At 61.0% G+C, this 26,041-nt stretch carries 29 protein-coding genes; 19 read left to right on the forward strand and 10 right to left on the reverse strand.

The window, feature by feature from the left end:
- Positions 1–506: 506 nt before the first annotated feature.
- Genes pqqE through pqqB form a run of 4 tightly spaced genes read right to left on the reverse strand, consistent with a single transcriptional unit; the run spans position 507 to position 3,611 of the window.
- The gene (pqqE, locus tag MESAU_RS13265) at positions 507–1,628 is read right to left on the reverse strand and encodes a pyrroloquinoline quinone biosynthesis protein PqqE (protein WP_015316538.1); all 1,122 of its coding nucleotides are present in this window, start codon (positions 1,626–1,628) and stop codon (positions 507–509) included.
- Positions 1,625–1,921, reverse strand: a complete 297-nt coding sequence (gene pqqD / locus MESAU_RS13270) for a pyrroloquinoline quinone biosynthesis peptide chaperone PqqD (protein WP_015316539.1) — start codon at positions 1,919–1,921, stop codon at positions 1,625–1,627. The genes pqqE and pqqD overlap by 4 nt, the downstream gene beginning before the upstream one ends.
- The gene (gene pqqC, locus MESAU_RS13275) at positions 1,918–2,676 is read right to left on the reverse strand and encodes a pyrroloquinoline-quinone synthase PqqC (protein WP_015316540.1); all 759 of its coding nucleotides are present in this window, start codon (positions 2,674–2,676) and stop codon (positions 1,918–1,920) included. The genes pqqD and pqqC overlap by 4 nt, the downstream gene beginning before the upstream one ends.
- Positions 2,673–3,611, reverse strand: coding sequence for a pyrroloquinoline quinone biosynthesis protein PqqB (gene pqqB, locus MESAU_RS13280; protein ID WP_015316541.1), 939 nt, complete (start codon positions 3,609–3,611; stop codon positions 2,673–2,675). Before pqqB ends, pqqC begins: the two co-directional genes overlap by 4 nt.
- 936 nt (positions 3,612–4,547) lie before the next feature.
- Here pqqB and MESAU_RS13290 point away from each other — a divergent pair.
- From MESAU_RS13290 to MESAU_RS13305, 4 genes are read left to right on the forward strand one after another with little or no spacing between them, the layout of a single operon-like run.
- The gene (locus tag MESAU_RS13290; protein ID WP_015316542.1) at positions 4,548–5,768 is read left to right on the forward strand and encodes an ABC transporter substrate-binding protein; all 1,221 of its coding nucleotides are present in this window, start codon (positions 4,548–4,550) and stop codon (positions 5,766–5,768) included.
- Entirely contained in the window at positions 5,756–6,718 is a 963-nt protein-coding gene (locus MESAU_RS13295; protein WP_015316543.1) for a PQQ-dependent catabolism-associated beta-propeller protein, read from the forward strand. Before MESAU_RS13290 ends, MESAU_RS13295 begins: the two co-directional genes overlap by 13 nt.
- A complete protein-coding gene (locus MESAU_RS13300; RefSeq protein ID WP_015316544.1) occupies positions 6,715–7,440 on the forward strand; it encodes an ATP-binding cassette domain-containing protein in 726 nt (241 codons plus the stop codon). Before MESAU_RS13295 ends, MESAU_RS13300 begins: the two co-directional genes overlap by 4 nt.
- Positions 7,437–8,243: an ABC transporter permease gene (locus MESAU_RS13305; protein ID WP_015316545.1), complete on the forward strand. Its 807-nt coding sequence runs from the start codon at positions 7,437–7,439 to the stop codon at positions 8,241–8,243. The genes MESAU_RS13300 and MESAU_RS13305 overlap by 4 nt, the downstream gene beginning before the upstream one ends.
- Here MESAU_RS13305 and MESAU_RS13310 read toward each other — a convergent pair whose 3' ends face one another.
- Positions 8,244–8,537, reverse strand: a complete 294-nt coding sequence (locus MESAU_RS13310; RefSeq protein ID WP_342447701.1) for a c-type cytochrome — start codon at positions 8,535–8,537, stop codon at positions 8,244–8,246.
- A complete protein-coding gene (locus MESAU_RS31845; RefSeq protein ID WP_342447702.1) occupies positions 8,495–8,911 on the reverse strand; it encodes a cytochrome c oxidase assembly protein in 417 nt (138 codons plus the stop codon). The genes MESAU_RS13310 and MESAU_RS31845 overlap by 43 nt, the downstream gene beginning before the upstream one ends.
- Positions 8,912–9,339: 428 nt before the next feature.
- Here MESAU_RS31845 and MESAU_RS31150 point away from each other — a divergent pair, with 428 nt between their 5' ends.
- The 10 genes from MESAU_RS31150 to MESAU_RS13355 all read left to right on the forward strand — a co-directional run bounded on the left by MESAU_RS31150 (position 9,340) and on the right by MESAU_RS13355 (position 19,190).
- Entirely contained in the window at positions 9,340–9,486 is a 147-nt protein-coding gene (locus tag MESAU_RS31150; RefSeq protein WP_015316546.1) for a hypothetical protein, read from the forward strand.
- Between the two features lie 564 nt (positions 9,487–10,050).
- Positions 10,051–10,422, forward strand: coding sequence for a hypothetical protein (locus MESAU_RS31155; RefSeq protein WP_015316547.1), 372 nt, complete (start codon positions 10,051–10,053; stop codon positions 10,420–10,422).
- 658 nt (positions 10,423–11,080) lie between these two features.
- Positions 11,081–11,956 (forward strand): amino acid ABC transporter permease, encoded by an 876-nt coding sequence (locus MESAU_RS13320; protein WP_015316548.1) that lies wholly within the window; start codon positions 11,081–11,083, stop codon positions 11,954–11,956.
- Positions 11,956–12,717: an amino acid ABC transporter ATP-binding protein gene (locus MESAU_RS13325; RefSeq protein WP_015316549.1), complete on the forward strand. Its 762-nt coding sequence runs from the start codon at positions 11,956–11,958 to the stop codon at positions 12,715–12,717. Before MESAU_RS13320 ends, MESAU_RS13325 begins: the two co-directional genes overlap by 1 nt.
- 56 nt (positions 12,718–12,773) lie before the next feature.
- Complete coding sequence (locus tag MESAU_RS13330) at positions 12,774–13,571, forward strand: ABC transporter substrate-binding protein (protein WP_245262965.1); 798 nt, start codon at positions 12,774–12,776, stop codon at positions 13,569–13,571.
- A gap of 234 nt (positions 13,572–13,805) precedes the next feature.
- Positions 13,806–14,585: a polysaccharide deacetylase family protein gene (locus MESAU_RS13335; RefSeq protein ID WP_245262966.1), complete on the forward strand. Its 780-nt coding sequence runs from the start codon at positions 13,806–13,808 to the stop codon at positions 14,583–14,585.
- The gene (locus MESAU_RS13340; protein WP_015316552.1) at positions 14,582–15,475 is read left to right on the forward strand and encodes a polysaccharide deacetylase family protein; all 894 of its coding nucleotides are present in this window, start codon (positions 14,582–14,584) and stop codon (positions 15,473–15,475) included. Before MESAU_RS13335 ends, MESAU_RS13340 begins: the two co-directional genes overlap by 4 nt.
- On the forward strand, positions 15,468–16,829 hold the full coding sequence (locus MESAU_RS13345; protein WP_015316553.1) for an MmgE/PrpD family protein: 1,362 nt from the start codon (positions 15,468–15,470) through the stop codon (positions 16,827–16,829). Before MESAU_RS13340 ends, MESAU_RS13345 begins: the two co-directional genes overlap by 8 nt.
- Before the next feature lie 7 nt (positions 16,830–16,836).
- Positions 16,837–18,225 (forward strand): argininosuccinate lyase, encoded by a 1,389-nt coding sequence (gene argH / locus MESAU_RS13350; RefSeq protein WP_015316554.1) that lies wholly within the window; start codon positions 16,837–16,839, stop codon positions 18,223–18,225.
- Positions 18,226–18,284: 59 nt separating this feature from the next.
- Complete coding sequence (locus MESAU_RS13355) at positions 18,285–19,190, forward strand: LysR substrate-binding domain-containing protein (RefSeq protein WP_411908852.1); 906 nt, start codon at positions 18,285–18,287, stop codon at positions 19,188–19,190.
- Between the two features lie 1,117 nt (positions 19,191–20,307).
- On the opposite strand, the gene MESAU_RS31725 is transcribed toward MESAU_RS13355, so the two are convergent.
- Entirely contained in the window at positions 20,308–20,655 is a 348-nt protein-coding gene (locus MESAU_RS31725) for an LbetaH domain-containing protein (protein ID WP_245262968.1), read from the reverse strand.
- Positions 20,656–21,340: 685 nt separating this feature from the next.
- On the opposite strand from MESAU_RS31725, the gene MESAU_RS30085 reads away from it, so the two are divergent.
- Positions 21,341–21,832 (forward strand): N-acetylmuramidase domain-containing protein, encoded by a 492-nt coding sequence (locus MESAU_RS30085; protein ID WP_015316557.1) that lies wholly within the window; start codon positions 21,341–21,343, stop codon positions 21,830–21,832.
- Between the two features lie 267 nt (positions 21,833–22,099).
- Positions 22,100–22,201, forward strand: a complete 102-nt coding sequence (locus MESAU_RS30090) for a hypothetical protein (protein WP_015316558.1) — start codon at positions 22,100–22,102, stop codon at positions 22,199–22,201.
- A 336-nt stretch (positions 22,202–22,537) separates the two neighbouring features.
- Here the strand turns inward: MESAU_RS30090 and MESAU_RS31850 are convergent, their stop codons facing one another.
- Positions 22,538–22,978 carry a hypothetical protein gene (locus MESAU_RS31850; protein WP_245262969.1) on the reverse strand — a complete coding sequence of 147 codons (441 nt, stop codon included), beginning with the start codon at positions 22,976–22,978 and terminating at the stop codon, positions 22,538–22,540.
- Positions 22,979–23,104: 126 nt separating this feature from the next.
- On the opposite strand from MESAU_RS31850, the gene MESAU_RS13380 reads away from it, so the two are divergent.
- The 3 genes from MESAU_RS13380 (at position 23,105) to MESAU_RS13390 (ending at position 25,112) form a co-directional block, all read left to right on the forward strand.
- Positions 23,105–23,290: a DUF768 domain-containing protein gene (locus MESAU_RS13380; protein ID WP_041163360.1), complete on the forward strand. Its 186-nt coding sequence runs from the start codon at positions 23,105–23,107 to the stop codon at positions 23,288–23,290.
- A gap of 80 nt (positions 23,291–23,370) precedes the next feature.
- Positions 23,371–23,619 (forward strand): hypothetical protein, encoded by a 249-nt coding sequence (locus MESAU_RS13385; protein ID WP_015316560.1) that lies wholly within the window; start codon positions 23,371–23,373, stop codon positions 23,617–23,619.
- 773 nt (positions 23,620–24,392) lie between these two features.
- Positions 24,393–25,112, forward strand: a complete 720-nt coding sequence (locus MESAU_RS13390) for an SOS response-associated peptidase (protein WP_041163361.1) — start codon at positions 24,393–24,395, stop codon at positions 25,110–25,112.
- Between the two features lie 244 nt (positions 25,113–25,356).
- On the opposite strand, the gene MESAU_RS30100 is transcribed toward MESAU_RS13390, so the two are convergent.
- Positions 25,357–25,518: a hypothetical protein gene (locus MESAU_RS30100; RefSeq protein WP_245262970.1), complete on the reverse strand. Its 162-nt coding sequence runs from the start codon at positions 25,516–25,518 to the stop codon at positions 25,357–25,359.
- Positions 25,519–25,727: 209 nt separating this feature from the next.
- Positions 25,728–26,000, reverse strand: a complete 273-nt coding sequence (locus MESAU_RS31485; RefSeq protein ID WP_167331103.1) for a hypothetical protein — start codon at positions 25,998–26,000, stop codon at positions 25,728–25,730.
- Between the last annotated feature and the right edge of the window lie 41 nt (positions 26,001–26,041).

A 26,041-nucleotide genomic window follows, 5' to 3' on the forward strand; every position in this document is an offset into this window, starting at 1 on the left:
CGCCAATGCGCGACGGGGAAGAGATCGGCACGGCTGCAATGAGAGACAGGACTCACCCGCAGCCGCACTCAAGCCGCGACGGTTAGCCGAGAGAGGAGGAGAGGGCGCTACTGGTTATGTGCCTATCCTGCGGGCGAAGGCGATCGCCATAGCATTGTGGCTGTGTGGACTGGCGTCATTCGAATAGACGGGTAGGGTTCGCCATGGCACCGCATCAAGCAAACCCGCCGCGTGGCCATCGTTTCTGCGCGAGAAACGCGTGCGCCAGGGGGCAGCGAGGTGCGGGGCCTGCACCTAGGAGAGAGAAGGCTCGAGCCGGCCAAGCTGTCCGCGTGGCTAGAAGCGCGGAGACATCTGAGAGCGCTGCATTCGCCCGAACGAGCCGAACCATCGGATGGCGACCATCCACCCCCGGATGACGGTGGTCCTGGCGTCGCCCTGCGTGACCCTATGAAGGACCGGCGTTGGTTCACATCGAGTTCCTGAGATCGTTCCGCGGACCTATGTCACGCAATGTCATTCACGATTCCTATCCGGCGATAGATGAAACCTTCGTCCCCTGCGGCATTGGCGACGTTGCGCCGGGTTTCATCGACCAGCGCAGCCATGCGGGCGTGTGCCTCCGACTTGATGCAGACCGGATCTGTCGCAGCGGCATCGCCGACAATCGCCAACGCCTGACATCTGCAGCCGCCCCAATCGATCTCACGCCGCTCGCAGCTTCGGCATGGCTCCTGCATCCATTCGGTGCCGCGAAAGGCATTGAATGCGGGTGAAGCGGCCCAGATGTCGGCCAGCGGTTTCGCTCCAAAACGTTCGAAGCGAAGCGAAGGAATCGTCTGCGCGGCGTGGCACGGCAATACAGTACCGTCCGGGGTAACCACTAACGCGTCGCGCGCCCAACCGCCCATGCATGGCTTGGGATATGTGGCGAAATAATCCGGCGTGACAAAATCGATGTTCATAATGCCGGCGAGCCTTTCGCGCGCGGCTGCGACGATGTCCGCCTGCCGGTCTATCGCGCCACATTCGGGCATCAGCATATCGCGATTGGCCAGCGCCCAGCCGGCATACTGCACGTTGGCGATCTCGAGCCGGTCGGCGCCCAAGGAAAGAGCCAGATCGATGAATTCGGGTACCTCCTCGATGTTGTGACGATGGATCGGTGCGTTGATGGTGAGTGGCAGCCCGGCCGCGCGGGCGCGGTGTGCCGTCTTCAGCTTCTTTTCGTGGCTGCCGCTGTGGTTGGCGACACGGTCGGTGGTCGGCTGACGGGCACCCTGAAAGCTCAGTTGCAGGTGGTCGAGACCGGCTTCGGCAAAGGCTTCGATACGGCCTTCGGCAATGCCAACACCAGCGGTGATGAGGTTGGTGTAGATACCGCGCGACGAAAGCGCGGCGATCAGTTGCTCAAGGTCGCGGCGAAGCGTCGGCTCGCCGCCAGACAGGTGCACCTGGAGAACGCCCAGATCGGCGGCCTGCGAGAACAGATCGAGCCAGGTCCGCGTGTCGAGCTCCCGATTGGCCTTCAGCAATTCGAGCGGATTGGAGCAGTAAGGGCATTGCAGCGGACAGCGATGCGTCAGTTCCGCCAACATGCCGATCGGAGGCAGGAGAGGCTCGGTCATAGTTTCACCAGAAGGTTGTCCGACCATTCCTGCAGGAAGGCGATGACGTCGGCCGCCACCGCATCCTGACCGGCGTCATAGTCGGCCGCAAGGTCGGCGATGATGTGGCCGACCGTGGATCTCCCGTCGCAGCGGCGCAAGATGTCGAGGCTGACCTCGTCCGGCCAGAAGACTTTCTCCGGCGAAAGCACGGCGAAGGCGCGCCGCACAGGGTCGTACTGGATTCGGACATGCTTCGGCAGTGACGGCGCCGATCGCAACGACACGATGGCTCTTTCGCGCAGTCCCGTCATGAGGCCGCCTTCGGGCGGAAGGCGCCGGGCGGTATGTTTCCAGGCGCGCCATAGGCATGTTGAAGTGCGTCGAGCATCGCCCACAATATGTCGCATTTGAACACCAGCGCATCGATCGCCTGCTGCTGACGTTCGGCCGTGTCGGCATGTTCTAGCACGTAGGCGAGCGCGAAGTCCGCGTCGCGTGATGCCTGTTCGGGCCGCCAGCTGAAATAGGCCAGCGTGTCTTGCGTAATGTAGTCGTATCTGGCCAGCATCGCCGGCACTCGTTCGCCGATGATGCGGGGTGAGAACATCTCCGTGAGTGACGATGCGACCGCCTCGAGCAGCGTACGGTTGGTGCAGAAGGAAAGGTAGGCGCCCACCGCGAAACGGGTCGCCGGCAGCGCCAGACGCTCGCTCCTGACCGCTTCGGCGTCGAGCCCCAGTGCGGTGGCCAGATGCAGCCAGCGCGCGATGCCGCCGCTCCAGCCGTCGTCGCCGTCATGATCCTCAATGCGTTTGCGCCACGCGGCGCGAAACGCCGGATCTTCGGCACGCGCCAGGATCATGGCGTCCTTGCGCGGAATGACGGCCTGGTAGCAATAACGGTTGAGCGCCCAGGCCTGCATTTCGGCTTTCGACAGAGCGCCACTGGTCATACTGTGATGGAAAGGATGTCGGTTGTGATAACGTTCTTCACCGACCTGCCGCAGCACGGCTTCGAACTCGCTCCTGGACAGGCCATCTTTCGCAGCCTCGTGGAAATCGCTCAAAATTCCATCTCCATCCCATCGCTGGCGACTTCCCAACCAGCCACTCTGACCGCCGCGTGTTCGGCGGAATTCTCGTCGAGAATAGGATTGGTGTTGTTGATATGGACGAAGATACGACGGCCGATTTTTACATCGGCTAAGCCGGCAATCGAGCCCTCCTCTCCAGAGATTGCGATGTGCCCCATGCGCGCGCCGGTTTTCTGGCCGACGCGGGCAATAATCATCTCGTCGTCCGTGTAGATGGTGCCGTCGAACAGCAGGCAGGCGGCATCAGCAACACGAGTGCGCAGGGCGGCATCGATGCGCGCGCAGCCCGGAATGTAGAAGATGGCGCCGCACCTGCCGGTCGCAGTGATGCGGACTCCGATTGTGTCACCCCTGTCGGAACTGAAATCGGGGCTGGGATCGGCCTTTTGCTCGAGGTAGAGCGCGATCTTCCCAGGTACGGGAAAGCTGTCGACCACCACGCCAGTTTCGCGGCCATACGCGTCGCGGATCGCCAGTTCGCCCGTTGGCCCCAGCAGGCGCCGAGATACGATCGACGGATCGAGAACGTTGAAAATCGAATTCGCCTCCAGCGTCTCCAGCACCTGTGCTGTTCCATAGATTGCGAACGGCTGTCGTTCACGCAGGCTGAGCAGGCCGGCGACATGGTCCACGTCGGCGTTGGTCAGCACCACGGCGCGGATTGGCGTCGAGCGCGGCGGCGCATCGGCTGGCGGCTGCAGTTCAGGCGTTTGCGCAATCTGCTGGCGAATGTCGGGCGACGCATTGAAGAGAACCCAGCCTGCCCCGTCACCCGACACGGCAATGGATGATTGTGTTCGTGGACGAACGCCGGGCATCCCGCTGCGAGCCGCGCGGCTCAAACGATAATTGCAATTCCACTGCGGAAAGCCACCTCCCGCCGCCGATCCGATGATCTTCACGAGCATACCATCGCTCCGAAGCCCTATGGAACTAGCAGGACGTTCTCAAAAGCAACCGCGTCCAATTTTCCTACGGACAAGGAATTGCATGCCGCCGTTGAAGGGCACATGCAATTGCAGCCTACTTCTTGGGCGGATTTTCTGCGGGCAGGTATCGCGAAATCTCTAAACCGGCGGCGACCTGACACATGATCGGTTTCTTCCAGATCTTCTTCATCGCGTTCTCCTCTTGCGCCAGCCGAACGGGCCGGTCACGCTATCGATGCCATTACCTGAAAATGGGCACTCTTGGAGGATACAACGTGTTGCAGCTTCAGTTGTTCCTTCATCACCAGCCCGGTTTTCCAAATGAACCAGCCTTAACTTTCCTCGAACAGGCGTGAAATGTCGAGCCGCAACCGGTAATCCGATCGTCAAATATGAATGCGGTCACGCCTCGTGCGTTCATAGTGATGCATGCCAAAGGCCCGAGCTAGTCGGGCGGCTGGCGCATCGGTCCCCGCCAAAGAATCGCGCAATGCGCGTGTCAAAGCTTCAGGCCGGGTGGCCAGATTTCAAGCGCGCCGTAATCGCGCGTTGCCACCGTGTCGTAGCGACCGGTCAAAAGCACCGTCGACCGACCGGTGCCGAGAAGGAGCATCGCCACGCTTCATGATCGTTCCTGATAGAAGCTAGACCAGCTGGGCGCTGGCCCGCCGGTAGCCGCAAGCGAGAAGCGGTGAGAGCAGGCGTGCCGCTCAGGGGGCCGGCTGCGACTTGGGAAAGAGCGCGGCCAAGAAACGATCAGAATTTCCAGCAGTTGGGGTCGGGGTCGGTCCTCCCTCTACCGGTCCAAGGCATGGAGCCCGCCCCAAATGCGGAAATGGGGCGGGCTCACTTTGTTGGAATCCAGGAACATTCCTTTGTCCAAAATATTAGGGTCGCTTCCATCCTGGAGCGCACATGCCGATTTTTGACGTCCCACTTGGCTTGCCCGCCTTGGGCCGAATGAGGCTGGCGCTGACGTTTCTCGTGCTGCTCGCTTTGGTCGCGCCCGGGCTTGGCGAGCCCCAGACGATGGTGATCGGCTATCTCGGCGAACAGCGCAAACCGCCTCTACCGCTCGGGCCACTGGACGAGGTCGTCACCGACGACGGCCTGCAAGGTGCCCGGCTCGGCATCGCCGACAATGCCAGCACCGGCCGCTTTCTCGGTCAGCAATTCCGGTTGCAGGAAATCACCCTCAAGCCCGGCGAGATGCCAGCCGAAGCGGTCAAGGAATTCGCGGCCGCCGGCATCAACTTCCTCATCGCCGATCTCGATGCCGCCCGTTTGCTGCAGGCGAGCGACGCTCCAGGCGCCGAGAGGATGACGCTGTTCAACAGTCGCGCTCCTGACGAGCGGCTCCGCCAGGAGGATTGCCGCAAGAACGTGCTACACACCATTCCGAGCCGCGCGATGCTCGCTGACGGGCTGGCGCAATATCTCGTCTGGAAGCGCTGGCAGCACTGGTTCCTGCTGGTCGGGGCGCATCCCGAGGACCGGGCGATGGCGGTCGCCTTTCGACGCGCGGCGACGCGTTTCGGAGCAGAGATCACCATCGACCAGCCCTGGACGTTCAGGCCGGCCAACGGGCGCGCCGACACAGGACATGTCACGCTGCAGACCGAGATTCCCGCTGCCACGCAGGTCAGCGACTATGATGTGCTCGTCGTTGCCGACGAGGCGGACGAGTTTGGCGCCTATCTCGAAGGCCGAACCGCATTTCCGCGGCCGGTCGCCGGGACGCAGGGTCTCGTCGCGACCGGCTGGAGCGCGGTCAACGAAGAGTGGGGTGCCACGCAACTCCAGGATCGCTTCCACAAGCAGGCCGGGCGCTGGATGCTGCCCAGCGACTACGCCGCCTGGCTCGCCGTGCGAAGCATCGGCGAGGCGGCAACGCGCCTGCACAGCCTCGATCCGATTGCGATCGGAAAGTATCTCCGCAGCAACGATTTCCTGCTCGCCGGATTCAAAGGACAGGGGCTGAGTTTCCGTCCGTGGAACGGCCAGATGCGCCAGCCTGTCCTGATCGCGGGCCCTCGGCTGCTCGTCTCCAACTCGCCACAGCCCGGTTTCCTGCACCAGCGAACGCCACTCGATACTCTGGGGATCGATCTGGAGGAGAGCACATGCAAGTTCTGATTGATCTTGTCCTTGCAATGTTGATTCTCGTTCCTCCCGCCTCGGCTGAGACGATCTACGTCTCCAATGAACAGGACAACACCGTCGCGGTCGTCGACGGGGCGGCCATGACCCTGCAGACAACCATCGATGTCGGGCGGCGTCCGCGCGGGATGGCGCTTTCGATCGACAAGAAGACGCTATTCGTTGCCGAAGGCGACGACAACCGCATCGATGTGATCGATCTCGCCAAACGGCAGGTGGTTGGTCGGTTGCCTTCGGGCGCCGATCCGGAATTCTTCGTTGTCCATCCGGACGGCAAGCGGCTCTTCGTGGCCAATGAAAATGACAATCTGGTTTCGGTCGTCGATATCGCGGCAGGTAAGGTCACAGGCACCATCGACGTCGGCGTGGAACCAGAAGGCATGGCAGTCAGCGCCGATGGCCGCACGGTCGCCTGCACTTCGGAGACGACGAGCATGGTTCATCTCATCGATGCCGGCACACTCGAGCTCATCGACAATCTGCTGGTCGACACGCGGCCGCGCGCGGCGGCGTTTTCGCCGGACGACAAGCAATTGTGGGTGTCGTCCGAAATCCGGGGCACCGTCGCCGTCTTCGATACCGCTACACGCGCTGAAACTGGCAAGATCGAATTCGAGGTGCCGGGTATCCGGCGCGAGGGGGTGCAAGCGGTTGGCATTGAGATGTCGCGCGACGGCACGACCGCCTATGTGGCGCTCGGCCCGGCCAACAGGGTTGCAGAGGTCGACACCAAGACGCTGGCGGTGCGGCGCCTCTATCTCGTCGGCCAGCGTCCGTGGCATGTAGCGCTATCGGACGACCAGAAGCGTCTGATCAGCGCCAACGGCAACTCGGGCGACATCTCCTTCATCAACCTTCACGATCAGGAGGTGGTGAGATCACTGCCGGTGGGGCGCGGTCCGTGGGGCGTCGTGATTGGCCCATGAACGCCCTGTCAGTCGAGGATCTAGGTCACAGTTTCGGAAGCCGGCGGGTTCTCCAGGGCGTCTCGTTCGCGGTGGCTGAAGGCAGGATGTGTATCCTGCTTGGACGCAACGGCGCCGGCAAGACGACCTTGTTCTCGCTGATCACCGGTCTCTACCACGCGCGCGTAGGATCAGTGCAGGTCTTCGGCCAAGCCATGAATGCCAATCCTTCCGCCGCGCTCGCGCAAATGGGCGTCGTCTTTCAATTGCCGACTCTCGACCTCGATCTGACGGCCGGCGAGAACCTGCGATACCATGCGGCTCTGCATGGGCTTCCCACGGAGCTGAGCAAGGAGCGCTCCAGGGAGGAACTCAGCCGCCTGGAGGTGCTGGACAGGATCGACGATCCCGCCCGCGCGCTGTCCGGCGGCCAGCGCCGGCGCGTGGAGATCGCACGGGCGCTGATGCATGGTCCGCGCCTGCTGCTGCTCGACGAGCCTACCACCGGGCTCGACGTGCCAGGACGGCGCGCGCTTGAACAGCATATGAGAAAGCTTTGCCGAGAGCGTCGCATTGCCGTTCTGTGGGCAACGCATTTCCTCGAAGAGGTGGCGGCCGACGATGATGTCGTGGTGCTGGATCAGGGCAGGGTATGCTGGGCCGGCGGCGCGGATCGCATCGCGCCCGAGCTTAATGTCGAAACCATCGCGGGGGCATTCGCCGTGCTGACGGGCTCGCCATGAAAGTCCACCACGCATTGCGCGCGCTCGACGGCATCTTGCGGCGGGAGATGTTGCGAACGCTTCGGCAGCGCGGCCGGCTGCTCTCGGCGATCATACGGCCTTTGGTCTGGCTCGCCATCTTCGCCGCCGGCTTCCGCTCGGTGCTTGGCCTGTCAATCACGCCGCCCTATCAGACCTACGTGCTCTACGAGGTCTATGTCGTCCCCGGGCTGGCGGCCATGATGCTGCTCTTCCATGCCATGGCAAGCTCGCTGGCGATGGTCTACGACCGTGAGATGGGCAGCATGCGCCTGTTGCTGACGGCGCCGCTTCCACGCTGGTATCTGCTTGCCGCGCGGCTGCTGGCGAGCGTCATCGTCGGTCTGCCGCTGGTCTATCTGTTCTTGCTGATCGCGCGTTATTGGGACGTGCGCCCGCCGTTTCTAGGCTACCTCGCCGTGTTTCCGGCGCTGGTCCTGTCAGGCCTGATGCTGGGCGCGTTCGGGTTGCTGGTATCGTCCGTTTCGACGCAGATGGAGAACTTCGCCGGCGTGATGAACTTCGTCATCTTCCCGACGTTCTTCGCCTCGACGGCGCTTTATCCTATATGGCGGCTCGCCGAGGCGGGGCCGGTGCTGGCTACGATCGCCGCATGGAACCCGTTCAGTTCGGCGGTCGAACTGATACGCTTCACGCTCTATCTGCGCTTCGATCCCGTTTCCGCCCTTGTCGTTCTCGCCTGCCTCGTCGTGTTTTTCCTGGCGGCAGTGGTCGGCTACGACCCCGGCCGCGGCCTGTGGTCCCGGCGCGGCGGCGAGGGCTGATCATTTCAGGGCGTAGAGGTAGGCAGCGATATCACGCGCCTGCTGCTCTGTGATCCCCGTCGATGGCATGGCCGTGTGCGGATTGATCTCCCTGGCCGCTCGTATCCAGCGGATCAGGTTCTCCGGATTGTTCGCCAGCACGCCGGCGATAAAGACCCGGTCGGCAGGGCTGGAATCGAGGCGCGGACCAACCTGGCCTTGTGCCCCCGGCACGCCGGGGATCGTATGGCATCCAGAGCAGCCGTTCGCGATCATGATCGGAATGGCGCGCGCTTCCAAGCCGCCGGTCGCCATGTCCGATTCGTGGCGACCACGATCGCGCCGGTCGGACCACAAGGTCGGACCCGTGTGCAGTGACGTGAAGAAGAGATGCATGACCGCGCTGCCATAGGCCTGCTGGCGGCCGGAACGCGGCAGAATCCCCCACCAGAACAGCAGGGCTGTGCCGAGACGGGCACGTGCCAGATCCAGATCGCGATACCGTGGATGACGGTTGCGTTGAGGGGGCGGCTGGCCACGGTCCAGATCGCCTGGAGAATCCTGCCGTGCGTGAGCCTTCCCGTCCCTCGGCGAAGTCCGGCCGGCAATGCCCATATCAGGGCTGCGCCGGGGCAGGCGGCGACAAGGAGCGGCGCCGCTACCGCCATCAGCAGTTCATGCTCGATCATGTGGGCCGATGATGCCGACTTCGCTTTGCCGCCCTCCGGTCATGGCGGCGACAACCGACGCGATGCCCGTCTCGGGAAAATAGACATGCTCGATCGGCTGATACGCGATCTCCCAGCCGGGCTTTGAGGGCCATTTCGACGTGATGCATCGATGGCCATAAAAGCCCAAAATCCTCAGGAGTCGGGGTCTTCAAGACATGGTTGCGAAGCGTGGATTGCCGCCCTAACGGGCAAGAGCACGTACTTTTATCGTCGGCTGCACCCGCATAAACGGCGGCCGATGGCAGAGCCTGCCCGCCATTGACGCGCTTAGCAAACGATGACGCATAAAGTTCCCAACGGCTCGTTAAGGAAGGAGAGACCACGACATACAGGCTAACGGATCGTGAATGAACGAACCGGATTGGCGTCGGTTAACAGGTGCTTCCATGAGGGACCACATTTTGTTCGCGACCGCCTTCGCTTTGCTGATCTCGTTCTCGGTCAGCGTTGCCCTCGTTTCGTGGGCGGCGCCGATCACCGCGCAAGCCATTTCGCTCGACGTGCAGAAGTACATCGACGGGTGGCAATTGTGATCGCTATGATCGCTGGACCGGAATGACCGTCCTGGCCATGCTGGAAAACCCGCCCGGCGTCAGCCGAGACGAGCTCTCTCCGTTCCAGTGCTTTGATTGGGCAATCGACAGATGTCGAACTCCACAGCGCGGGGAATGTTCCTGCGGTTGCACAGGCCGGCGTGGCGACCCAGCATCGCCAGCAAAGCGATCCATTAAAAGGCAACGGCACAGCCCGAAAGGGACCTGAGGCCAACAGGAGCGCTTAGGGCCAATTGCAATTTCTGTGCGAATCGCCTCTATTTCTTCAAGGACCAATCGCAACGCAGTTTGCTGAATTCATGGTCCCTATCCTTGATGGCGACCGGCGTGTACCCCGCCCCCCAACCCGGCGTCGGTCGCCTACTCTCAGGGCAGCTCCAAATGTTAGCTAAGTTTCGAACGCGCTGCTCCTGGTCACGGGCAGAAGTTACGGAGTGGCCATTAACGCAGGTTAATGCGTCAAGTTGGTGACGGGCTAGGGTTTGTAGTTGGTGCTTCCGATCCACTCTTCGGCAGCTTCGTCGGACACGCGGAGAGAAGCATATGAGACACAAGCGTCCCCTGATCTCAGCCTTTGATTTCGACGTCATAAAAAACGCTCTGAAAGTCATAATCGCAGCGGGCGACATCCCCGAATGCGAATGGGACAAGCAAGCTCGCAACCTCGCGAAAACTTTTTCGGGCACCAAAGCAGATGAGACAATGATCAGATTTCTGCTTGAGACCTGTCGGACGACCAACGCGTCCGAAGAGGAGCGTCTTGCCACGCTTGCGCGTGGTGCTCACGTCGAAGGCGGGCGGCGCAATATTCAGCGTTCACGCGAACTGCTTGCCCGTAGCGGTCATCCTTTGTGCAAAGGAGAAGCCGAGCGTACGGGCCCAGATGGCTCGAAACGCGAAGTTCTTTCCGATTAGATCATCAGGCGTGTTGGAACGCCCACGACCTATGACTCTCTTCGTCGATGGCGATGTCCACAACCATGTACTTTGCTCGGAGAACCCATGCCAACAGCCGAGAATGAACACGCGTGGGCTGACATCGGCACGTAAATGCGGCGTCTGGCCAGCAGCCGACCGGTGCGGCTCTTCAGAGACTTGGCAGGAGGTAGACTCGCACACTTGGCGGCGCGGCTTGGCGCCCACCCATTAGCCGGGACAACAAGATGGCGCCTTTCCCGATCTTTTTCGCAGAGGAAGTCTTTCGCTTTCGGCGATGTCGCTTAGAAAGCCAACCACTATCTTCGCCTGCTCCGACGTACAGGCATAGAAGCGCTGTTTACCTTCGGTGCGGGATCGGACGATTCCGAGTTTGGCCATGCCGCTCAATGCTGTGAAAGGGCGGTCTGTGTCCCGCCCACCAGAGAAAGTAGGTCCGACACGGATTTCTTACCATTCATCAGGTGAACGACGATCAACAATCGCTGCACGTTCGCGGCCGTACGAGCCGCAACGGATTTATGCAAATCCATCATAAATCGCATGCTCATATCTCGTTTGCGGCGATCGTGGTCGCATGGTTACGCTTGGGCATCAAAACAAAAACGAGGCGATTGAGCCTCGGGGAACCTTCATCATGCGCGAAATTGGGAGCGCTGAACCGGCACATTTCGTGATCGTGCCGCGACGCAAGACTGGGACGAAAATCCTGGGTCTCCTTGTCATTGTCCTGCTTGCAATGCTCGTCAGGGCTTTCTGGGTCGGCGACATTGCCTGGAGTTATGTCAGCACCAACCTGTTTTCGCCAAGCGTGCTCAAGGGCGTCGTCAACTCCATTATCATGACATTCTGCGCCATGGCGCTGGGCATCGTGCTAGGCGTGGTGGCCGCCGTTATGCGCATGTCGGACAATCCGGTGCTGAGGAATGTCTCGATAGGCTACGTCTGGCTCTTCCGCGGCACGCCGGCGCTTCTGCAACTGCTGCTGTGGTTCAACCTCGCGCTGATTTTTCCCACGATCGGAATTCCGGGACTGTTCTCGTTTCGAACCGTCGACATCATGACGCCCTTCGTCGCCGCGTTCCTTGGGCTGGGCATCCAGCAAGGCGCCTATACCGCCGAGGTGGTCCGCGCCGGCATTCTGGCCGTGGACAAGGGCCAGACCGAGGCCGGCCTTTCAATTGGTATGACGCCTCTACGCGCTATGCTGAGGATCGTCCTGCCGCAGGCCATGCGCGTTATCGTTCCGCCTATCGGCAACGAAACCATCGGCATGGTCAAGCTCACGTCGCTCGCCAGCGTCATCCAATATTCCGAGTTGCTGAGAAGCGTCGAGGACGTCTACTACGTCAACTCTCGCGTCATCGAACTGCTGATTGTCGCCGCCATCTGGTACATGGTCGTCGTCACTGTACTGTCCATTGGCCAGATCTTCGTAGAGCGCTACTTTTCGAAAGGCTGGGGCGGCCACGGTCAGCCCGCCGGCCAACCTCTCACCGAGGAGGCGGCGTGATGGACGCGCTGATCACGGCTGTCGGTCTGCAGAAATATTTCGGTTCTTTCCATGTCCTGCAAGACATCGACTTTGCAATTGCCAAGGGCGAGGTCGTCTGCATCATCGGCCCATCCGGCTCTGGCAAGAGCACCTTTCTGCGCTGCATCAACCAGCTTGAAAAGATCGATGCTGGATATGTCGCCATCGAGGGCGAAATCGTGGGCTACCGCCGTGATGGGAACAAACTCCATCCGTTGAGCCAAAGCGAGATCGCCCGCCAGCGGCAGTCCGTGGGCATGGTGTTCCAGCGTTTCCATCTTTTCCCGCACAAGACGGTGCTGCAAAACATCGTCGAAGGGCCGGTGGGAGTGCAGAAACGCCCCAAGAGGGATTGCATCGATGAAGCCAAGACCCTGCTCAACCGCGTCGGGCTTTCCCTCAAGGCCGATGCTTACCCGGGCGAATTGTCGGGAGGCCAGCAGCAGCGTGTGGCGATCGCTCGCTCACTCGCGATGAAGCCGAAAGCGATGCTGTTCGACGAGCCCACCTCGGCGCTCGATCCGGAGCTGGTCGGCGAGGTGCTGAGCGTGATGAAGGAGCTTGCGGCGTCCGGCACCACTATGATCGTCGTCACGCATGAACTGGGCTTCTGCCGCGAGGTGGCCGACCGTGTGCTGTTCATGGACGCCGGTCGCATCGTCGACTGCGGGACACCCGCCGAGATTCTCGAAAATCCACGAAATCCCAGAGTGAAGAATTTCATCTCTGCGGTGCTTTGAAAAACAACCTTCAGGAGGAAAAAGCCATGAAATTCATACGCATTGCCGTTTCGGCGATGGCCTTGGTCGCGGCCGGTGCTGCGCACGCCGACACCAAGCTTAACCTTGTCAACCAGGGTGAACTGCGCGTCCTGACGAACCCGATCTACCCGCCCATGGAATTCGTCAATCCCGATCAGGGCACGCTGGATGGCTTCGACGTAGACCTGATCAACGCCATTGGCAAAAAGCTCAACCTTGACGTGCTTTTCGTCACCTCCGCATTCCAGGAGCTGCAGAGCGGGCTCCAGACCGGGCGCGGCGATATGATCATCTCCGGCATGAGCGACAACGTGAAGCGCCAAGCCAGCATGGACTTCGTCGACTACATAACGAGTGGCCCAATCCTCTTCACGATGAAGGCCAACGCCGCCCAATATAAGGAAACGACGGATTTCTGCGGCAAGACCGTCGCCGGCAGCCGTTCGACCTCCTTCGGCGAAAACGTCACCGGCTGGAGCGACGCCAACTGCGTGGCCAAGGGTAAGCCTGCGATCAAGTTCGAGGGAACGGCCGATTCCAACGCCGCCCGTCTCGGCATGAAGCAGGGCCGCTACGACGCCGTGGTGCAGGGCATCGAAACGATTGCCTACCAGATCCGCCTCGAGCCGGACACCTATCAACTCGTCGGCGAACCCCTGCTCAGCAACGATACCTTCGGCATGGGCTTCAAAAAGGACAATACCAGCCTTCGCGATGCCGTGGCCGGCGCATTAGACGAACTGATCAAGGACGGCTCTTACGACGCCATGCTCAAGAAGTGGGGCTTGGTGCACAACGCGGTGCCGAAGGCCGTCATCAACGGCGTGAAGTAAGCACCGAGGCGCACCTAAATCTCCTCACTTCGCGATTTGACCGGTCATCCGGCCGGAGCGGAGAGCTTTTGTCTTTCACAATCCGCGCCCGGCTTTGCCGGGCGCGGATGAATCCCCAAACAGAATGACCACGCCATGCCGCAGTCGCCTCTTATCATCGGTTCGCTTTGGCCAGCCGGAAGACAATCCGCAGTCGGTCTCGCTTTCGACGTCGATGGGCCGACGGGAGACGCGATGCTCGACGGATCGCTGCTTTGCAACCCGCGCTATTTCACGCAGGGCGCCTATGGCCCATGGCGCGCGCTGCCGAGATTACTCGACCTGCTCGCGGCCTATGACCTCAGGGCCACCTTCTTTATCCCAACCTGGGTTGTGGAGCACTGGACCGACCGGTGCGAGCGCATCGTGGCCGGCGGGCACGAAGTTGGCTATCACGGTCACCGCCACGAGGTGTTCATTGACCTCACGGCGGAGCAGCAACGGGACGTGATGGCGCGGTCGCGCCGGATTTTTCGCGACCGGCTCGGCGTGACCCCTATCGGGTTCAGAACACCATCGGGCGATTGGAGCCACGAAACGGTGGCGCTTCTCCAGGATTTCGGCGTCATCTACTCGAGTTCCATGCGCGGCGACGACCGCCCCTACTTCCATCCTTCCGATGAGGGTCCCGGGCTCGTTGAAGTCCCGGCGCGCTGGGACATCGACGACTACACCGCGCTTGCCTACACGGAGAGGCCGGATTTCCCCGTCGGGCTTGACCGGATTGCAGACTATCGCGTCGTGGAGCGCAACTGGTGCGCGGAGTTCGAAGGCTATCACCGCGAAGGGCTGTGCTGGACGACGATCCTGCATCCGAAGGTATGCGCCAAGCCAGGGCGTCTTTCCATTCTCGAAGGCCTGTTCAAGGTGATCGCCAGCAAAGGCGACAGCGTCTGGACGGCCCGTCTCGGCGACATCGCCCATTGGTGGATCGAACGCTGGTCCGAGGCCGACAATCGAAAGCCGACGCCATGACCCCGCCACAGCCTACAATCTGGCCCAAGGGCAAAAACTGCGCCGTGATGATCGCGGTGCCGTTCGACGACGGAGCCGACGCGATAGCCGCCGCTCCCGATCTTGCCAACAGATCGAAGAGCCTGTCGGTCTGGCAATTCGGCGCAACCCGTGGCGTCGAACGGCTTTGCCGGACATTCGCCACATCGAGCGTCAAGGCAAGCTGGTTCCTGGACGCCCAAACGGCGGATCGCCATGGCGACCTGGTGCGTCGGATCGCCTATGCGGGGCACGAGATCGCAAGCAGCGGTCTTGCCTTCGATCGCTACGATGCGCTCACGCCTGCCCGGTCGCTCGACAGCCTCAAGCGCTCGAGGGACGCACTGGAAACGCTGGCGGGGAGGCACACAACCGGGTTTCGCCTGCCGCAGGGCAATTGGCCCCCAGGGTTCGACAGACTTCTGATGGAAGCGGGCTACAGTTGGTCGGCCAGCCTCAATGGCGACGACGTGCCCTACACTCATCCGTCCGGCCTTGTGGCAATTCCGGTTCACATCGAGCTGGAAGACCGGCCCTATTTCCAGTTCAATTTCGCGCCCGCCTTTCCGAAGGGGCAGGGCCGGATACCCGACTACGAAGGCGTCCTTCACAACTGGGTCGCCGAGTTCGACGCATATCGCCGCTTCGGCCTCTGCTACGTTATCCAGCTTCGACCGGAATGGAGCGGAACACCTGGGCGCATCTCGCTTGTCGAGGACCTGCTGCGTCACATCCTCAGCTTCGACGATGTGTGGCTGGCGACTGGCGCCGAGATAGCGGAGCGCCAGAAGGCGCTTGGCTCGACCGTCACGAATGATCATCCGATCCAGGTCTTCGACGCCTACCGCAAGGAGCAGGGCGTCGATGACTGAAACCATTCTGACTGCACTTGCCGACAAACTCGCTGCCACGGACTTTTCGGACTTTCCTGAAAACACGGTGCGAAAAGCCAAGCTCCATATCCTGGACACGGTGGGCGTTTCGATCGCGGGCGCGACATCCCTCGAGACGAAGCTCGCGGTCGACGCAGTTGGGTTGAAGGGCGACATAGGAGAGGCGAGCGCCTGGGGACTGCCGCTCAAGACCGACGCCCGCACCGCCGCCTTTATCAACGGCGTGTCCGCGCATGCCTTCGAACTGGACGACTCCGGCGGCTGCGACCACTCCGGCGCCGTCGTTCTGCCGGCCGTCATCGCAGCACTCGAGACGACCGGACGGGCGGTGGACGGTCGCCTGTTCCTCAAATCGGTGCTGCTTGGGTATGAGGTGGGACGCCGCGTCCTGGAGGCCTGCGGCGGCTATGAAACCCACAACGGCAAAGGCTGGCATTCTACTGGCACCTGCGGGACCTTCGGCGCTGCGGCGGCCGTGGCGACACTGTTGGGGCTGGATCGAGACGGCATAGCCTCGGCGCTAGGCTGCGCGCTCTCCTATTCGGGCGGGACCTGGGCCTTCATCCATGATGGCGGCCCTGCCAAGAAGCTTCACGCCGGCCGTGCCGCGGAGGGCGGCTACGTTTCGGCCCGGCTCGCTCGGTCCGGTTTTCGCGGGCCAATTTCGGCTTTCAACGATGTTTGGGGCGGATTTTTCCGAACCTTCGGTGACGTGCGGGCGGCGCCGGAAGAGCTCAGTCGCGATTTCGGCCAGAACTGGCGGCTCAACCGCTGCTCAATCAAACCGCACGCGACGTGCCGCGGCACGCATTCAGCCATCGACGCCATCGATTTGATGCTCGGGGACAACGGGCTGGCGAGTTCGGATGTCGCTTCGGTCTCCGTCGAGATGAGCGGCTTCCAGTTCGGCATGTGCGGCCACAAGACTGTAACCTCGCGAGCGCAGGCGCAGATGAGCCTGCCTTATGCGGTCGCGGCGCGGCTGCATTACGGCAAGGTCTCGTTGGCCGAGCTCGAGGAGAAAGCCTGGCGTGATCCAGCGATCGGCAAATGGCTGGACCGTGTGACGGTTCGCGTCGACCAGGCGATGCGCGATGAGGAAGAGCCGTCCGTGCACATCCGTACCCCTGATGGGAGCGCGTTCTCGGCGAAGGTGGAAGATCCGCTCGGCGGACCGCTCAATCCGCTGAGCGATGAACGCATCATTGCCAAATACACCGACCTTGCCGGGGCAGTGCTGCCGGAAACTCGCATTGCCGCGCTCCGCGATGAGATCCTCGGCATCGATGCCCTCGCCGATGTCCGCCCTTTCACCAACCTGCTCCAACCGTGAGATGACAATGTCCGCACTTTCGAACGCAACATGGTCGCCCCTCTTCAAGGAGGCAGTCTCGACCGACTTTCGCGACTTTCACGAATGCCTCGACCAGGACAAGCGCATCGCCATCTATGACGTCGCCGCCTCCAAGGTTCATGCCCGGATGCTAATGCGCGCAGGCGTCCTGACGCCCACGGACCACGATGCCATCCAGGTCGGTCTCGACACGATCGCTGGGGAAATCGGATCGGGTGCTTTTGCGTGGAGGAAGGAGCTCGAGGACGTCCACATGAACGTCGAAAGCCGCCTGACGGCGCTGGTCGGCGACGCCGGCAAGAAGCTTCACACCGCCCGCTCGCGCAATGACCAGGTCGCGACGGATATTCGCCTTTATGCACGAGCCGAACTCGCAGCGCTCGGCCTTGAGTTGCAGGCGCTTATCCTCGCCTTCGTCGATCTCGCGGAACCCCATGCGGCTACGATCATGCCGGGCTTCACCCACCTTCAGATCGCGCAACCGGTTACGTTCGGCCATCACTTGATGGCTTATGCGGAGATGTTCAGCCGCGATGTCGAGCGCGTTGGCCAGGCGCGCGAGCGCCTCAACGTGTCACCGCTGGGCGCCGCGGCGCTCGCGGGAACAAGCTATCCCATTGATCCTGATTTCAGCGCGCAGCAACTCGGTTTTTCGCGCGCCTTCCGCAATTCGCTCGACGCGGTGTCCGATCGCGATTACGTGGTCGATATCTGCTCGGCCGGGGCAGTCATCATGGGCCACCTGTCGCGCTTTGCCGAGGAGGTCATCCTGTGGTGTACGCCAATGGTCGATTTCATTGAGCTCGGCGATCAGTTCTGCACCGGCTCGTCGATCATGCCGCAGAAGCGCAATCCTGATCTTGCCGAGCTTGTCCGTGGCAAGGCCGCGCGTGTTATCGGCAACCTGACGACGTCGGTGGCCCTGATGAAATCTCAGCCTCTCGCCTTCAACAAGGACCAGCAGGAATCCAAGCCGCCGCTGACCGATACGTTGGAGAATGTGCGTGGCGCGGTTACCGTCACGACGCAGATGCTGCCGACGATTAAGGTCAAGGCCGCCAACATGCGCGCGGCTGCGGAAAAAGGCTATTCGACGGCGACAGACCTCGCAGATTATCTCGTGCGCGCCGGCATGCCCTTCCGGGATGCCCACCATGCGGTGGCCGCGATCGTGGGCGCGGCACGAGACCAGGGTTACGCTACACTTTCCGCGATGCCGCTTGCTGCCATGCAGGCTTTTGCTCCCATTATCTCGGAGGACGTGGTGGATGCCCTGACGACGGAAGGCTCCGTTGCCAGCCGCAACCATCGCGGCGGCACCGCACCCGTGCAGGTTCGCCGCGCCGCGGCCGAACTGCGGGTCATGCTCGGGTAATTAGGCGAGCTATTTACCTACGCGAGAACGCCTGTTTAATGACGGGTCCATCGCGGAGAATGGTTTTGAAACTGGCGTTCCAACAGAATCGGTTGCCGCCGCTGCAGACATTGCAGACCTTTTCCGTCGTCGCGGAAACCGGAAGCTTCACGCTGGCTGCCTCCGAGCTCAATCTCAGCCAGAGCGCCATCAGCCGCCAAATACAGCAGCTCGAGCATTACTTCGGCTGCAGCCTGTTCCAGCGCCACACGCGCAAAGTGGTGCTGACGGAGCAAGGAGAGGCGATCGTTCCCATCGTCAACGGATTGCTTATCTCGCTGCGCAACTCCTTCGAGGCAACACGGACCAGGGGGCGGTCGCTCACGGTGCGCATGCCGCCGACCTTCGCCCGGCGCTGGCTTCTGCCTCGACTGACGGACCTTCATGGTCGCCATCCGGGTCTGAACATCACGATCGACACTGCCTGGTTCGCCCGCCCGACCTTCGGGACCGGCGACATCGACCTGCTGGTCCTCTATGGCAACGGCCATTGGCCGGGCATGCATGTCGAATTGCTTTTGCCCGAAAAACTGACCCCGATGTGCTCGCCCTCGTTTGCCACCTCGCTTGGCAACCCAGCGCGGATCGAAAGCCTGGCCGACTGCGTGCTGCTGCACTCCAATGCGCGACAGAGCGACTGGACGCTGTGGCTGCAGGCCGAGGGCGCCTATGACCTGACGGCGGTGCGCAACCAGATATTCGACACCCAGGATTTCGCGATGACGGCAGCGGCAAGCGGTTATGGCGTCACGATGGGCGACATGCATCTTGCACGACAGGATCTGGAAAGTGGCACGCTTGTCACCCCCTTTCGGCGCATCATCGAAAGCGGCTATGGCTATTACGCGATCTGCCCGGCGCGAGAGGACGCCAAAGCACGCGTGTCCGACCTGCTAAACTGGTTGGTAAGGGAGCGGCCAACGTAAAATCCCTGCAGCATCGGTGCGGCACTGCCGGCCCCGCTCTTGTCCGCGGCGTTGATGAGATCGTAGACCGCGCGCGTCGAGGCGCCCCCGGTACCGAACATGGGACGGGAGCGACCCACCGGCGTCACCTATGTCTATGCGCCGGACCGAACGGCGGAGCGACCGGTCGCTCATCTGGGCCGGAACCCTGCAGGTCGACGGAGATGGTGGCTGTGTCGCCATCTATGACGGACGCGACCCCAGCGATCCGAATCCGGCTTTAGGCCGATCAACTTCGATAGATTGACATCGGGCATATCACCGCCGCGCTGCATGACGAACTGCGCGGTCAGTGCGGCGACTGCGGCAACCGTCCAGAGGACCAGCCGTTTCGGCGCGCCTGCCAGCAGACGCGCCCGCCGCCGCTGTGCGCCTTGCCGCTTGCGCCATTGTTTGGATTGATTGTCGTAGCGAGATCGATCCATAGCAGTCCCCGACGCCGACCACCCTGGCCAAGTGCTGTCGATCATGGGCTCCCATTGCAATAGAAGTCGTCGACGAACCGGCCGGTGGCCTTGTCCCGGCACCGCCACATTAGCGCATAGTTCTGTTCATAGAATTGATCCCAGGCCACGCCGTAGGCCGTGCGAGGTGGGCGGTAATATCCCCCGCCGTAGCCGTTGTTGGCCGCAACAGCAACGGCCGCGCTATTCCAGTCGCTACGCATTGTCAGCCTCTACAAGCCGCATGCACTTGTCCGCCGTCGCCCCGCGGCGGACTAGCAGGGCCGCTACTCTGCTTCGATATTGTTCGTCCGTGGAGGCCAATGTATGGCACAAGGCCACGGTATTCATTGCCGTGAGATCGCCATCAGATACAACAGGAGTGGTTGAGCAACCGGCCAGAAACAGCGCGGTGCTCGCAAGAGCTTGCAGTCTTTTCATTTGATTTTCCCCCACGTAAAATAATGGGGAAACTACGTCCCAGGAGTCCAGAGCTTGTTTTCTTCTGCTCAAGCATTGAATGCATAACCATTCGATGCGCAATCAAATATCAACATCCGCGTCGGGGGCGCATGTCACGCCGAGCGGGCTCAATACCACAGGCGAAGCAGCCATCACCAATGCGAACTGGAAGCTTATTGTACGGGCGTGGGCTTAAAGTGGTAGCCGACAAAATCATCAATAGGTCCCGTTAAGGCGTCGGCCTCTTGTCGAATTTTCTCATCATCCCAGTTCCACCAAGCAATGGCCAGCATCTTGGCAATGATCTCATTGGGGAAGCGGTATCGGATGATCTCGGCGGGCGTTCCCCCAACGATGGCATAGGGCGGGACATTCTTGACCACAGTCGCATGCGCAGCGACGACGGCACCGTCGCCGATAGTCACTCCTGGTAGAATGAGTGCTCTTCTGCCGACCCAGACATCGTTGCCGAATCTTGATGCCGCCCTTGCCGCCATGTCCTCCAGGGTTAGGCTTTCCAAGCATTTTTTCATGGATGTAGCAGGTCGTCGCGCAATCTGTTGGATGATTGCCGCTGCACACGAAGACCGTTTCATCGGCAATTGAACAGAATGACCCAATGCGGAAGGGGGCGTCTGGTTCGCACCCAAAAATCTTTCTGCCGTCCTCGATCCCGCCAGTCCAACGCCCGACTTCAGCATGCTTCGGCAATGGATGGCGTCTCTTCCGCAGCCAGATAGTCAATCTTGACATCAGTGGTGTTCTTTCCCCCTGAAAACCCACCTCATCGTTTTACCTGTCCTCACAGAATGGTCTCAGATCATGACAAAATATTTCGTTGACGCAAATGCGCGTACACAGGCGCCTTCGACGGTGCGGAGCCGCCGCCTGATGCCGTTGAAGTTTCTTCAGCGCAGACGACGCACGCCAGACATGGGACGGTACATCATGGAGTGCCGTGCCGGCAGTGCACCAAACAGTACCGAAATCCACTATCCAGGCCCGCATCATCGACGCCGGAAAGATGGGTGACGCATAAGCGGCACTGACGGCGAACCCGGTCTATTTCGCCCGCTGGTTCGCGCCGGACCACCCATCCGTCTATTGCGACGATCCCGACGCGTTGGCCTCGTCCAGGCCCTGGGCCTCGACCCGTCCGTCATCCTCGCGCCCTAAGCAATCCCACACTCCACCGAGGGAAACACCATGGAGCCCAATTTCAGGGGCGCTGCCAAGCGCCTTGACGAATTTAATTTGCCCAAGCTCGGCGCAACCATCGGAGTAGGAGAGGACGAAATTCATGCTTTGCTAGACGTTGAAACACGCGGTCAAGGGTTCGATAGCCAGGGGCGGCCCATCATCCTTTTCGAGCCGCACGTCTTCTATCGCAATCTGGCACCGGGCGCGCGTTTCTTGGCGGTAAAGCAGGGGCTGGCGTATCCAAAATGGGGTGACAAGCCATATCCGGCCGACAGCTATCCCATACCCCAACTCGAATTCGAACACGTGCTGGGTTGGAATGATTGGAACGAAACCCAAGACGTCTATCAGCGTGAGCGGGGCGCCTACCAACATTCCATATCTTGGGCCGAGCAAGGCTGTAGAAAGAAGGCCGAGCAGAGCCGGAACCACAAACACGACCACATTTACATAGTTCATTTCCGCGCCCGTCTGCTCGCGTGCGGACGCTACCCGTGACCTTTCATTCTAGCAAGGGCGCCGCAAACACCGAAGACAATGCCCCGTTGCCGAAAGGTGGCGGGCTTTTTTGCTTTTCGCTGGAACAGCCTAATCGAATGCAAGTTTGGGCCGACGCAGCGCACTCCAACGTTCCTTCGCGCTGCTGGCCAAGGGCAAACTTGGTCGGCCCGCGCTTTTCTGCCGAGGGGCGCGGGCTTCTGGTTGACAACACTCGCTTGCGCAAGGCAATTTCGCCGCCGAGGGTAAAGCGAGGGGAACACCCACATGAAGAAGACCTATTATAAGCCTGTTCTCACCAAGCGTGAACGTCTCTCGGCAGTCACGGCGATCGGCCCCGGCCCTTCCGTGCCGGTGCTAAAAGAATAGATCAGCTTGCCCCGAACAGGGCATGCTTGCTGTTGACAGACAGCACGGACGCAAGGCACTTTCCCTCCCGAGGGTAAAGCGAGGAGCACCACTGTGAAGAAGACATACGAAAAGCCAGAACTGAAAAAGCGCGAGCGCCTGGGCAGCATCGCAGCCCAGGTGGTCATCGTATCCGGCCTGAGCAAGACGTGATCTGCGCGATGAAAACTTACGAGAAGCCCGTTCTGACCAAGCGCGAACGACTTTCGTTTGTAACGGCTGGCCCCGGTCCATCGGTACCGCCGCCACCGCCACCGGTCCCCTGAGATCAGCCGAATGTGTTCAAGACCCGCTGGCTCACGCCGGCGGGTTTTTCTCATTCCGCTTTGGAAATTCGATCACCTTCGCCTCAGGATCCGGCTCCAGCGGTTCATGACCAGGACGTTCATGCCAGAAGACTTGCCGCAGATCGCGTTGATCGACCCGCTGACCGCAGTGCGGGCAGTTGTAGTAGTGAAGATGCTCTTCAATGTGCTGCCCTCCATGCAGTTTGCCGGGAACCGGAGGGCCAAGGTCAGATAGCTTTGTCATGCGGGTGGCAACATCCGGCCGTGCTAAATGTTCCGGAACTATTTTAGCTAAAGCTAATTGAATCGTGGTTGCGGAACAATCGCGGGGAGATCGGGTGCCGCAGTATCGGGTTGAGGTCATGGCCGCCGGATCGGCTATGTCATCGAGCATAGTCACAGCACAGTTGCCTTTCAAAGCGGCGGAGGCACAGGTTGGGATGCCTGTCACGTTCCGGCGCCAGGAAGAAAACCGGCTACGTGTCACGGAGTTGAAGGGCGAGAAGCGGACCTTCGCTTACATTGTTCGGATGAGGGCCACATGAGCACACGCGGCACCAATTTCCTCGACCGGTGAATGGCAGAGCATCTGCCGAATGCGATCACGGACGATCCGATCGCGGCGAGCGACCTCGCCAACGAGGCGATGCGAGCGGCCGAGCGCGACGGCATCGACCCGGCGGAGATCACCGACGAAGTCGGCAGCGCCTTCGAAGTCATTCTGAAGGCGATGCAGCACCGCGATGCCAGCTTGGCCGATTGACGATAGGGCTTGCCAACTATTCAAAGAAGGGGAATATAATCCTCCCTGTTGCGGCGAACCCCCTAAAACGGAGTTTGCCAATGGCTAGGTCCAAACCATCAAAACAGCTTTCCCAGGCTGAAATCGAGCGCTTTCTCATGGCGGCGGAAGCGCTGCACAAAAGCATCATAAAGCCGTTTATATCGCCACACTGCGACCATTACCGCGCGACGCGCACCCTGCATGATGCGCTGTTGAAGTCCGTGCGGGAAGTGACGGGGAAGGAAGTCGAGTTCATCCAGTGGAATACCACCGGGCCTGTGCGGCCTGCGCCTTCCTCAAGCGATTGATGTGGACGGCCCAGTTGCCGGGGGTGTGCTTGGCCTGGGGCCGGCAACCGAGGAGATCACCCCTAAGCCATGAAGCGCTAACGGGCTCGGCGCAGTCGGCGACACAGCCTGTGATAGATTGGCGAGCTATGGAGGTCTCGGGCTGCGTGCGTGAATAGCAGGACGACAAAAAGAACCACCACTGCGGATGCGAACCCGGTAACGAGAGCCATCCGCGCAAACGTCGCTGACGTCGGGATGTTCCTTACGAATCAGTAAGTCGTTGATCCGTGCAAAGGCGGCTAACCATCGGGGCCGGGTGCGAACAGCACATTTGCAGCCCGGTGGGCCTCCACCACCGAAACTAAAGGGCCGCTGCCCGCTCACCAGTAGGCAGAGGGTTTTACTAGCCGCCACTGTATGTCCCGCCGCCACCTCGCTTTCAGCCTCACACCAGCGCCGCGCGCGACCATCTCGCCTTTGTCAAGCAATTGATGTGGGCGGCCCGGCTGCCGGGGGTATACTTAGGGCTTTGGGGGCCGCCAGCCGGGCCATGCCGGCGATCCCCCACCGGCAGAAAGGGATCATGGCTTAGTATTAGCATGAGTGCAAATACGAGCGGATCAACCCGCTACGGCGTGACCTATAGCGATTCCTAGGCCGATTGCGAAGCGAACCGATCGGCCGACGCGTCTTTGCCGTCATGGCGGAGGCTGTCAGCAATCGGGAGGGTGGCGCGATTGAATAGCCGTCCCGACGTAGACTCTTGCTTTTCGGGTCCCTATCTCTGGTGCATGTGCGGACGCGTTTTCGTAAAGACCACAATCCCCGACATGGTTCGTCGGTTCGAATTCGCCCACCCTGGCGAGGTCGAACGGCTGGGCAACAGCTTCCCGCTGTGGGACGGTGCGCCAAGCCTGACCTATCCGATCATCATTCGTGAAGAGCTCTCGACCAGCATGGCCGGATTCGTCTCGGCGCGCTGGGGACTGGTCCCCGGTTGGGCTCGGGATGGTGGCGGGCGGCCGCCACCTGTCAACGCCTGCTGCGAGACCATCGCCAGCAATGGCTTGTTCCGCAAGGCTTACAATGCGCGCCGCTGCCTGGTGCCGGTCGACGGCTATTTCGAATGGCAGAAGCTGGACGCGTCGGGGAAGAAAAAGCAGCCCTACGCCATCGCGATGAAGTCTGATGAGCCCTTCGCCATGACGGGCATCTGGGAAGAGTATGCCGACAAGGTCACCGGCGAACTTGTGCGGACCTTTGCCATTGCCACCTGCGAACCGAATTCGCTCATGGCGACCATCCACGACCGCATGCCGGTGATCCTGGCGCCGGCCGACTACATGCGCTGGCTTGGGCCGGAGCAAGACCCTCGCGACCTGATGAAGCCTTTTCCGTCCGATCTGATGAAAATGTGGCCGATCGACAGCAAGGTGGGTTCGCCGCGCAACAACACCCCCGATATCATCGACGAGATCGGTCGCGGGCCTACTGATCTGTTCGACGTATAGTTTCCGGACTTTGTAGGCCGCTGCCACGACACATAGGGCATCTGATCGTAGACCCTTTGCACCCGGCTCGGTGCACTCCGCGCGGGCAACAAGTGCCGTTTGAGCTCAGCCACTTCGCGCATTGAAAAACCTTGCCGGCGCCGAGACATTGCCGGCACCCGAACTTCCTAAATCCTGCCAAGCACCACCTGCCCGCCTACCCTGAGACGGCAAGAACGTCAGCGGCATAGAATAGTTTCACCGGCTAATCGAGGTTCGAGATTTTCCCCTTCGTGAGGTGCGTCTCGATCTTGCTGAGCGCCTGCCGAATGACTTCGACCGCCTGCAGATTGAGTGCGAAGTCGAAATTACCTTCCGCCGTCTCGAAAATCAGGACGCCGATCTTCGTTGCGTCGTCCCCCAGCATGCCAATGCCAATTCCTGTGGGCATATACGGTGGTCTATCTACCATGGGTTTCCTCCTTCAGAGATAGCGTTCGCCATCATCCCGGTGCTCGAAGCAGAACCAATGCGGCTCTTGGCGATGCCGAGCAAAGCCGAATCCTCCGTGCTTCGCGCAACCCGTGTGCTCGCACAGGTGCCCTAGCACTCTGGCGCGCTCGCGCGGCACGGGCGTTATGCGTCGGGAAGCCTGATTGGTTCGTCGCTCATCTGCGGAAAGATTCCATAAGACCGCTTGACGGGCAAGAAATTTGTTCCTTTTCTGTTCTCGTGGCGCACGACCCGATCGACACGCTGGGGAAGGCGACCCGGCACAATATGCTTGTGAAGGTGGAATGCAGTTGCGGCAACGTCCGTTACTGCAGATCGGCCGATCTCATGATGGTCTATGGCGGCGGCGCTGATCCGTTGAAGCTGAAATTCGACTGCAACCGGTGAATCGATCAAGATTACGCTCCACAAGCTCGCTGCCATCGGAGTAGCTGCCC

Origin of the sequence: Mesorhizobium australicum WSM2073 (assembly GCF_000230995.2) — a bacterium.
GTDB lineage: Bacteria > Pseudomonadota > Alphaproteobacteria > Rhizobiales > Rhizobiaceae > Mesorhizobium > Mesorhizobium australicum.

Excerpts from the sequence above, each read along its gene's own strand:
- pqqE (WP_015316538.1), bottom strand. The coding sequence starts at position 1,628 with ATGACCGAGCCTCTCCTGCCTCCGATCGGCATGTTGGCGGAACTGACG.
- pqqD (WP_015316539.1), bottom strand. The coding sequence starts at position 1,921 with ATGACGGGACTGCGCGAAAGAGCCATCGTGTCGTTGCGATCGGCGCCG.
- pqqB (WP_015316541.1), bottom strand. The coding sequence starts at position 3,611 with ATGCTCGTGAAGATCATCGGATCGGCGGCGGGAGGTGGCTTTCCGCAG.
- MESAU_RS13290 (WP_015316542.1), top strand. The coding sequence starts at position 4,548 with ATGCCGATTTTTGACGTCCCACTTGGCTTGCCCGCCTTGGGCCGAATG.
- MESAU_RS13295 (WP_015316543.1), top strand. The coding sequence starts at position 5,756 with ATGCAAGTTCTGATTGATCTTGTCCTTGCAATGTTGATTCTCGTTCCT.
- MESAU_RS13300 (WP_015316544.1), top strand. The coding sequence starts at position 6,715 with ATGAACGCCCTGTCAGTCGAGGATCTAGGTCACAGTTTCGGAAGCCGG.
- MESAU_RS13305 (WP_015316545.1), top strand. The coding sequence starts at position 7,437 with ATGAAAGTCCACCACGCATTGCGCGCGCTCGACGGCATCTTGCGGCGG.
- MESAU_RS13310 (WP_342447701.1), bottom strand. The coding sequence starts at position 8,537 with ATGGCGACCGGCGGCTTGGAAGCGCGCGCCATTCCGATCATGATCGCG.
- MESAU_RS31845 (WP_342447702.1), bottom strand. The coding sequence starts at position 8,911 with ATGATCGAGCATGAACTGCTGATGGCGGTAGCGGCGCCGCTCCTTGTC.
- MESAU_RS31150 (WP_015316546.1), top strand. The coding sequence starts at position 9,340 with ATGAGGGACCACATTTTGTTCGCGACCGCCTTCGCTTTGCTGATCTCG.
- MESAU_RS31155 (WP_015316547.1), top strand. The coding sequence starts at position 10,051 with ATGAGACACAAGCGTCCCCTGATCTCAGCCTTTGATTTCGACGTCATA.
- MESAU_RS13320 (WP_015316548.1), top strand. The coding sequence starts at position 11,081 with ATGCGCGAAATTGGGAGCGCTGAACCGGCACATTTCGTGATCGTGCCG.
- MESAU_RS13325 (WP_015316549.1), top strand. The coding sequence starts at position 11,956 with ATGGACGCGCTGATCACGGCTGTCGGTCTGCAGAAATATTTCGGTTCT.
- MESAU_RS13330 (WP_245262965.1), top strand. The coding sequence starts at position 12,774 with ATGGCCTTGGTCGCGGCCGGTGCTGCGCACGCCGACACCAAGCTTAAC.
- MESAU_RS13335 (WP_245262966.1), top strand. The coding sequence starts at position 13,806 with ATGCTCGACGGATCGCTGCTTTGCAACCCGCGCTATTTCACGCAGGGC.
- MESAU_RS13340 (WP_015316552.1), top strand. The coding sequence starts at position 14,582 with ATGACCCCGCCACAGCCTACAATCTGGCCCAAGGGCAAAAACTGCGCC.
- MESAU_RS13345 (WP_015316553.1), top strand. The coding sequence starts at position 15,468 with ATGACTGAAACCATTCTGACTGCACTTGCCGACAAACTCGCTGCCACG.
- argH (WP_015316554.1), top strand. The coding sequence starts at position 16,837 with ATGTCCGCACTTTCGAACGCAACATGGTCGCCCCTCTTCAAGGAGGCA.
- MESAU_RS13355 (WP_411908852.1), top strand. The coding sequence starts at position 18,285 with ATGGTTTTGAAACTGGCGTTCCAACAGAATCGGTTGCCGCCGCTGCAG.
- MESAU_RS30085 (WP_015316557.1), top strand. The coding sequence starts at position 21,341 with ATGGAGCCCAATTTCAGGGGCGCTGCCAAGCGCCTTGACGAATTTAAT.
- MESAU_RS30090 (WP_015316558.1), top strand. The coding sequence starts at position 22,100 with ATGAAGAAGACCTATTATAAGCCTGTTCTCACCAAGCGTGAACGTCTC.
- MESAU_RS13380 (WP_041163360.1), top strand. The coding sequence starts at position 23,105 with ATGGCAGAGCATCTGCCGAATGCGATCACGGACGATCCGATCGCGGCG.
- MESAU_RS13385 (WP_015316560.1), top strand. The coding sequence starts at position 23,371 with ATGGCTAGGTCCAAACCATCAAAACAGCTTTCCCAGGCTGAAATCGAG.
- MESAU_RS13390 (WP_041163361.1), top strand. The coding sequence starts at position 24,393 with ATGTGCGGACGCGTTTTCGTAAAGACCACAATCCCCGACATGGTTCGT.
- MESAU_RS30100 (WP_245262970.1), bottom strand. The coding sequence starts at position 25,518 with ATGCTGGGGGACGACGCAACGAAGATCGGCGTCCTGATTTTCGAGACG.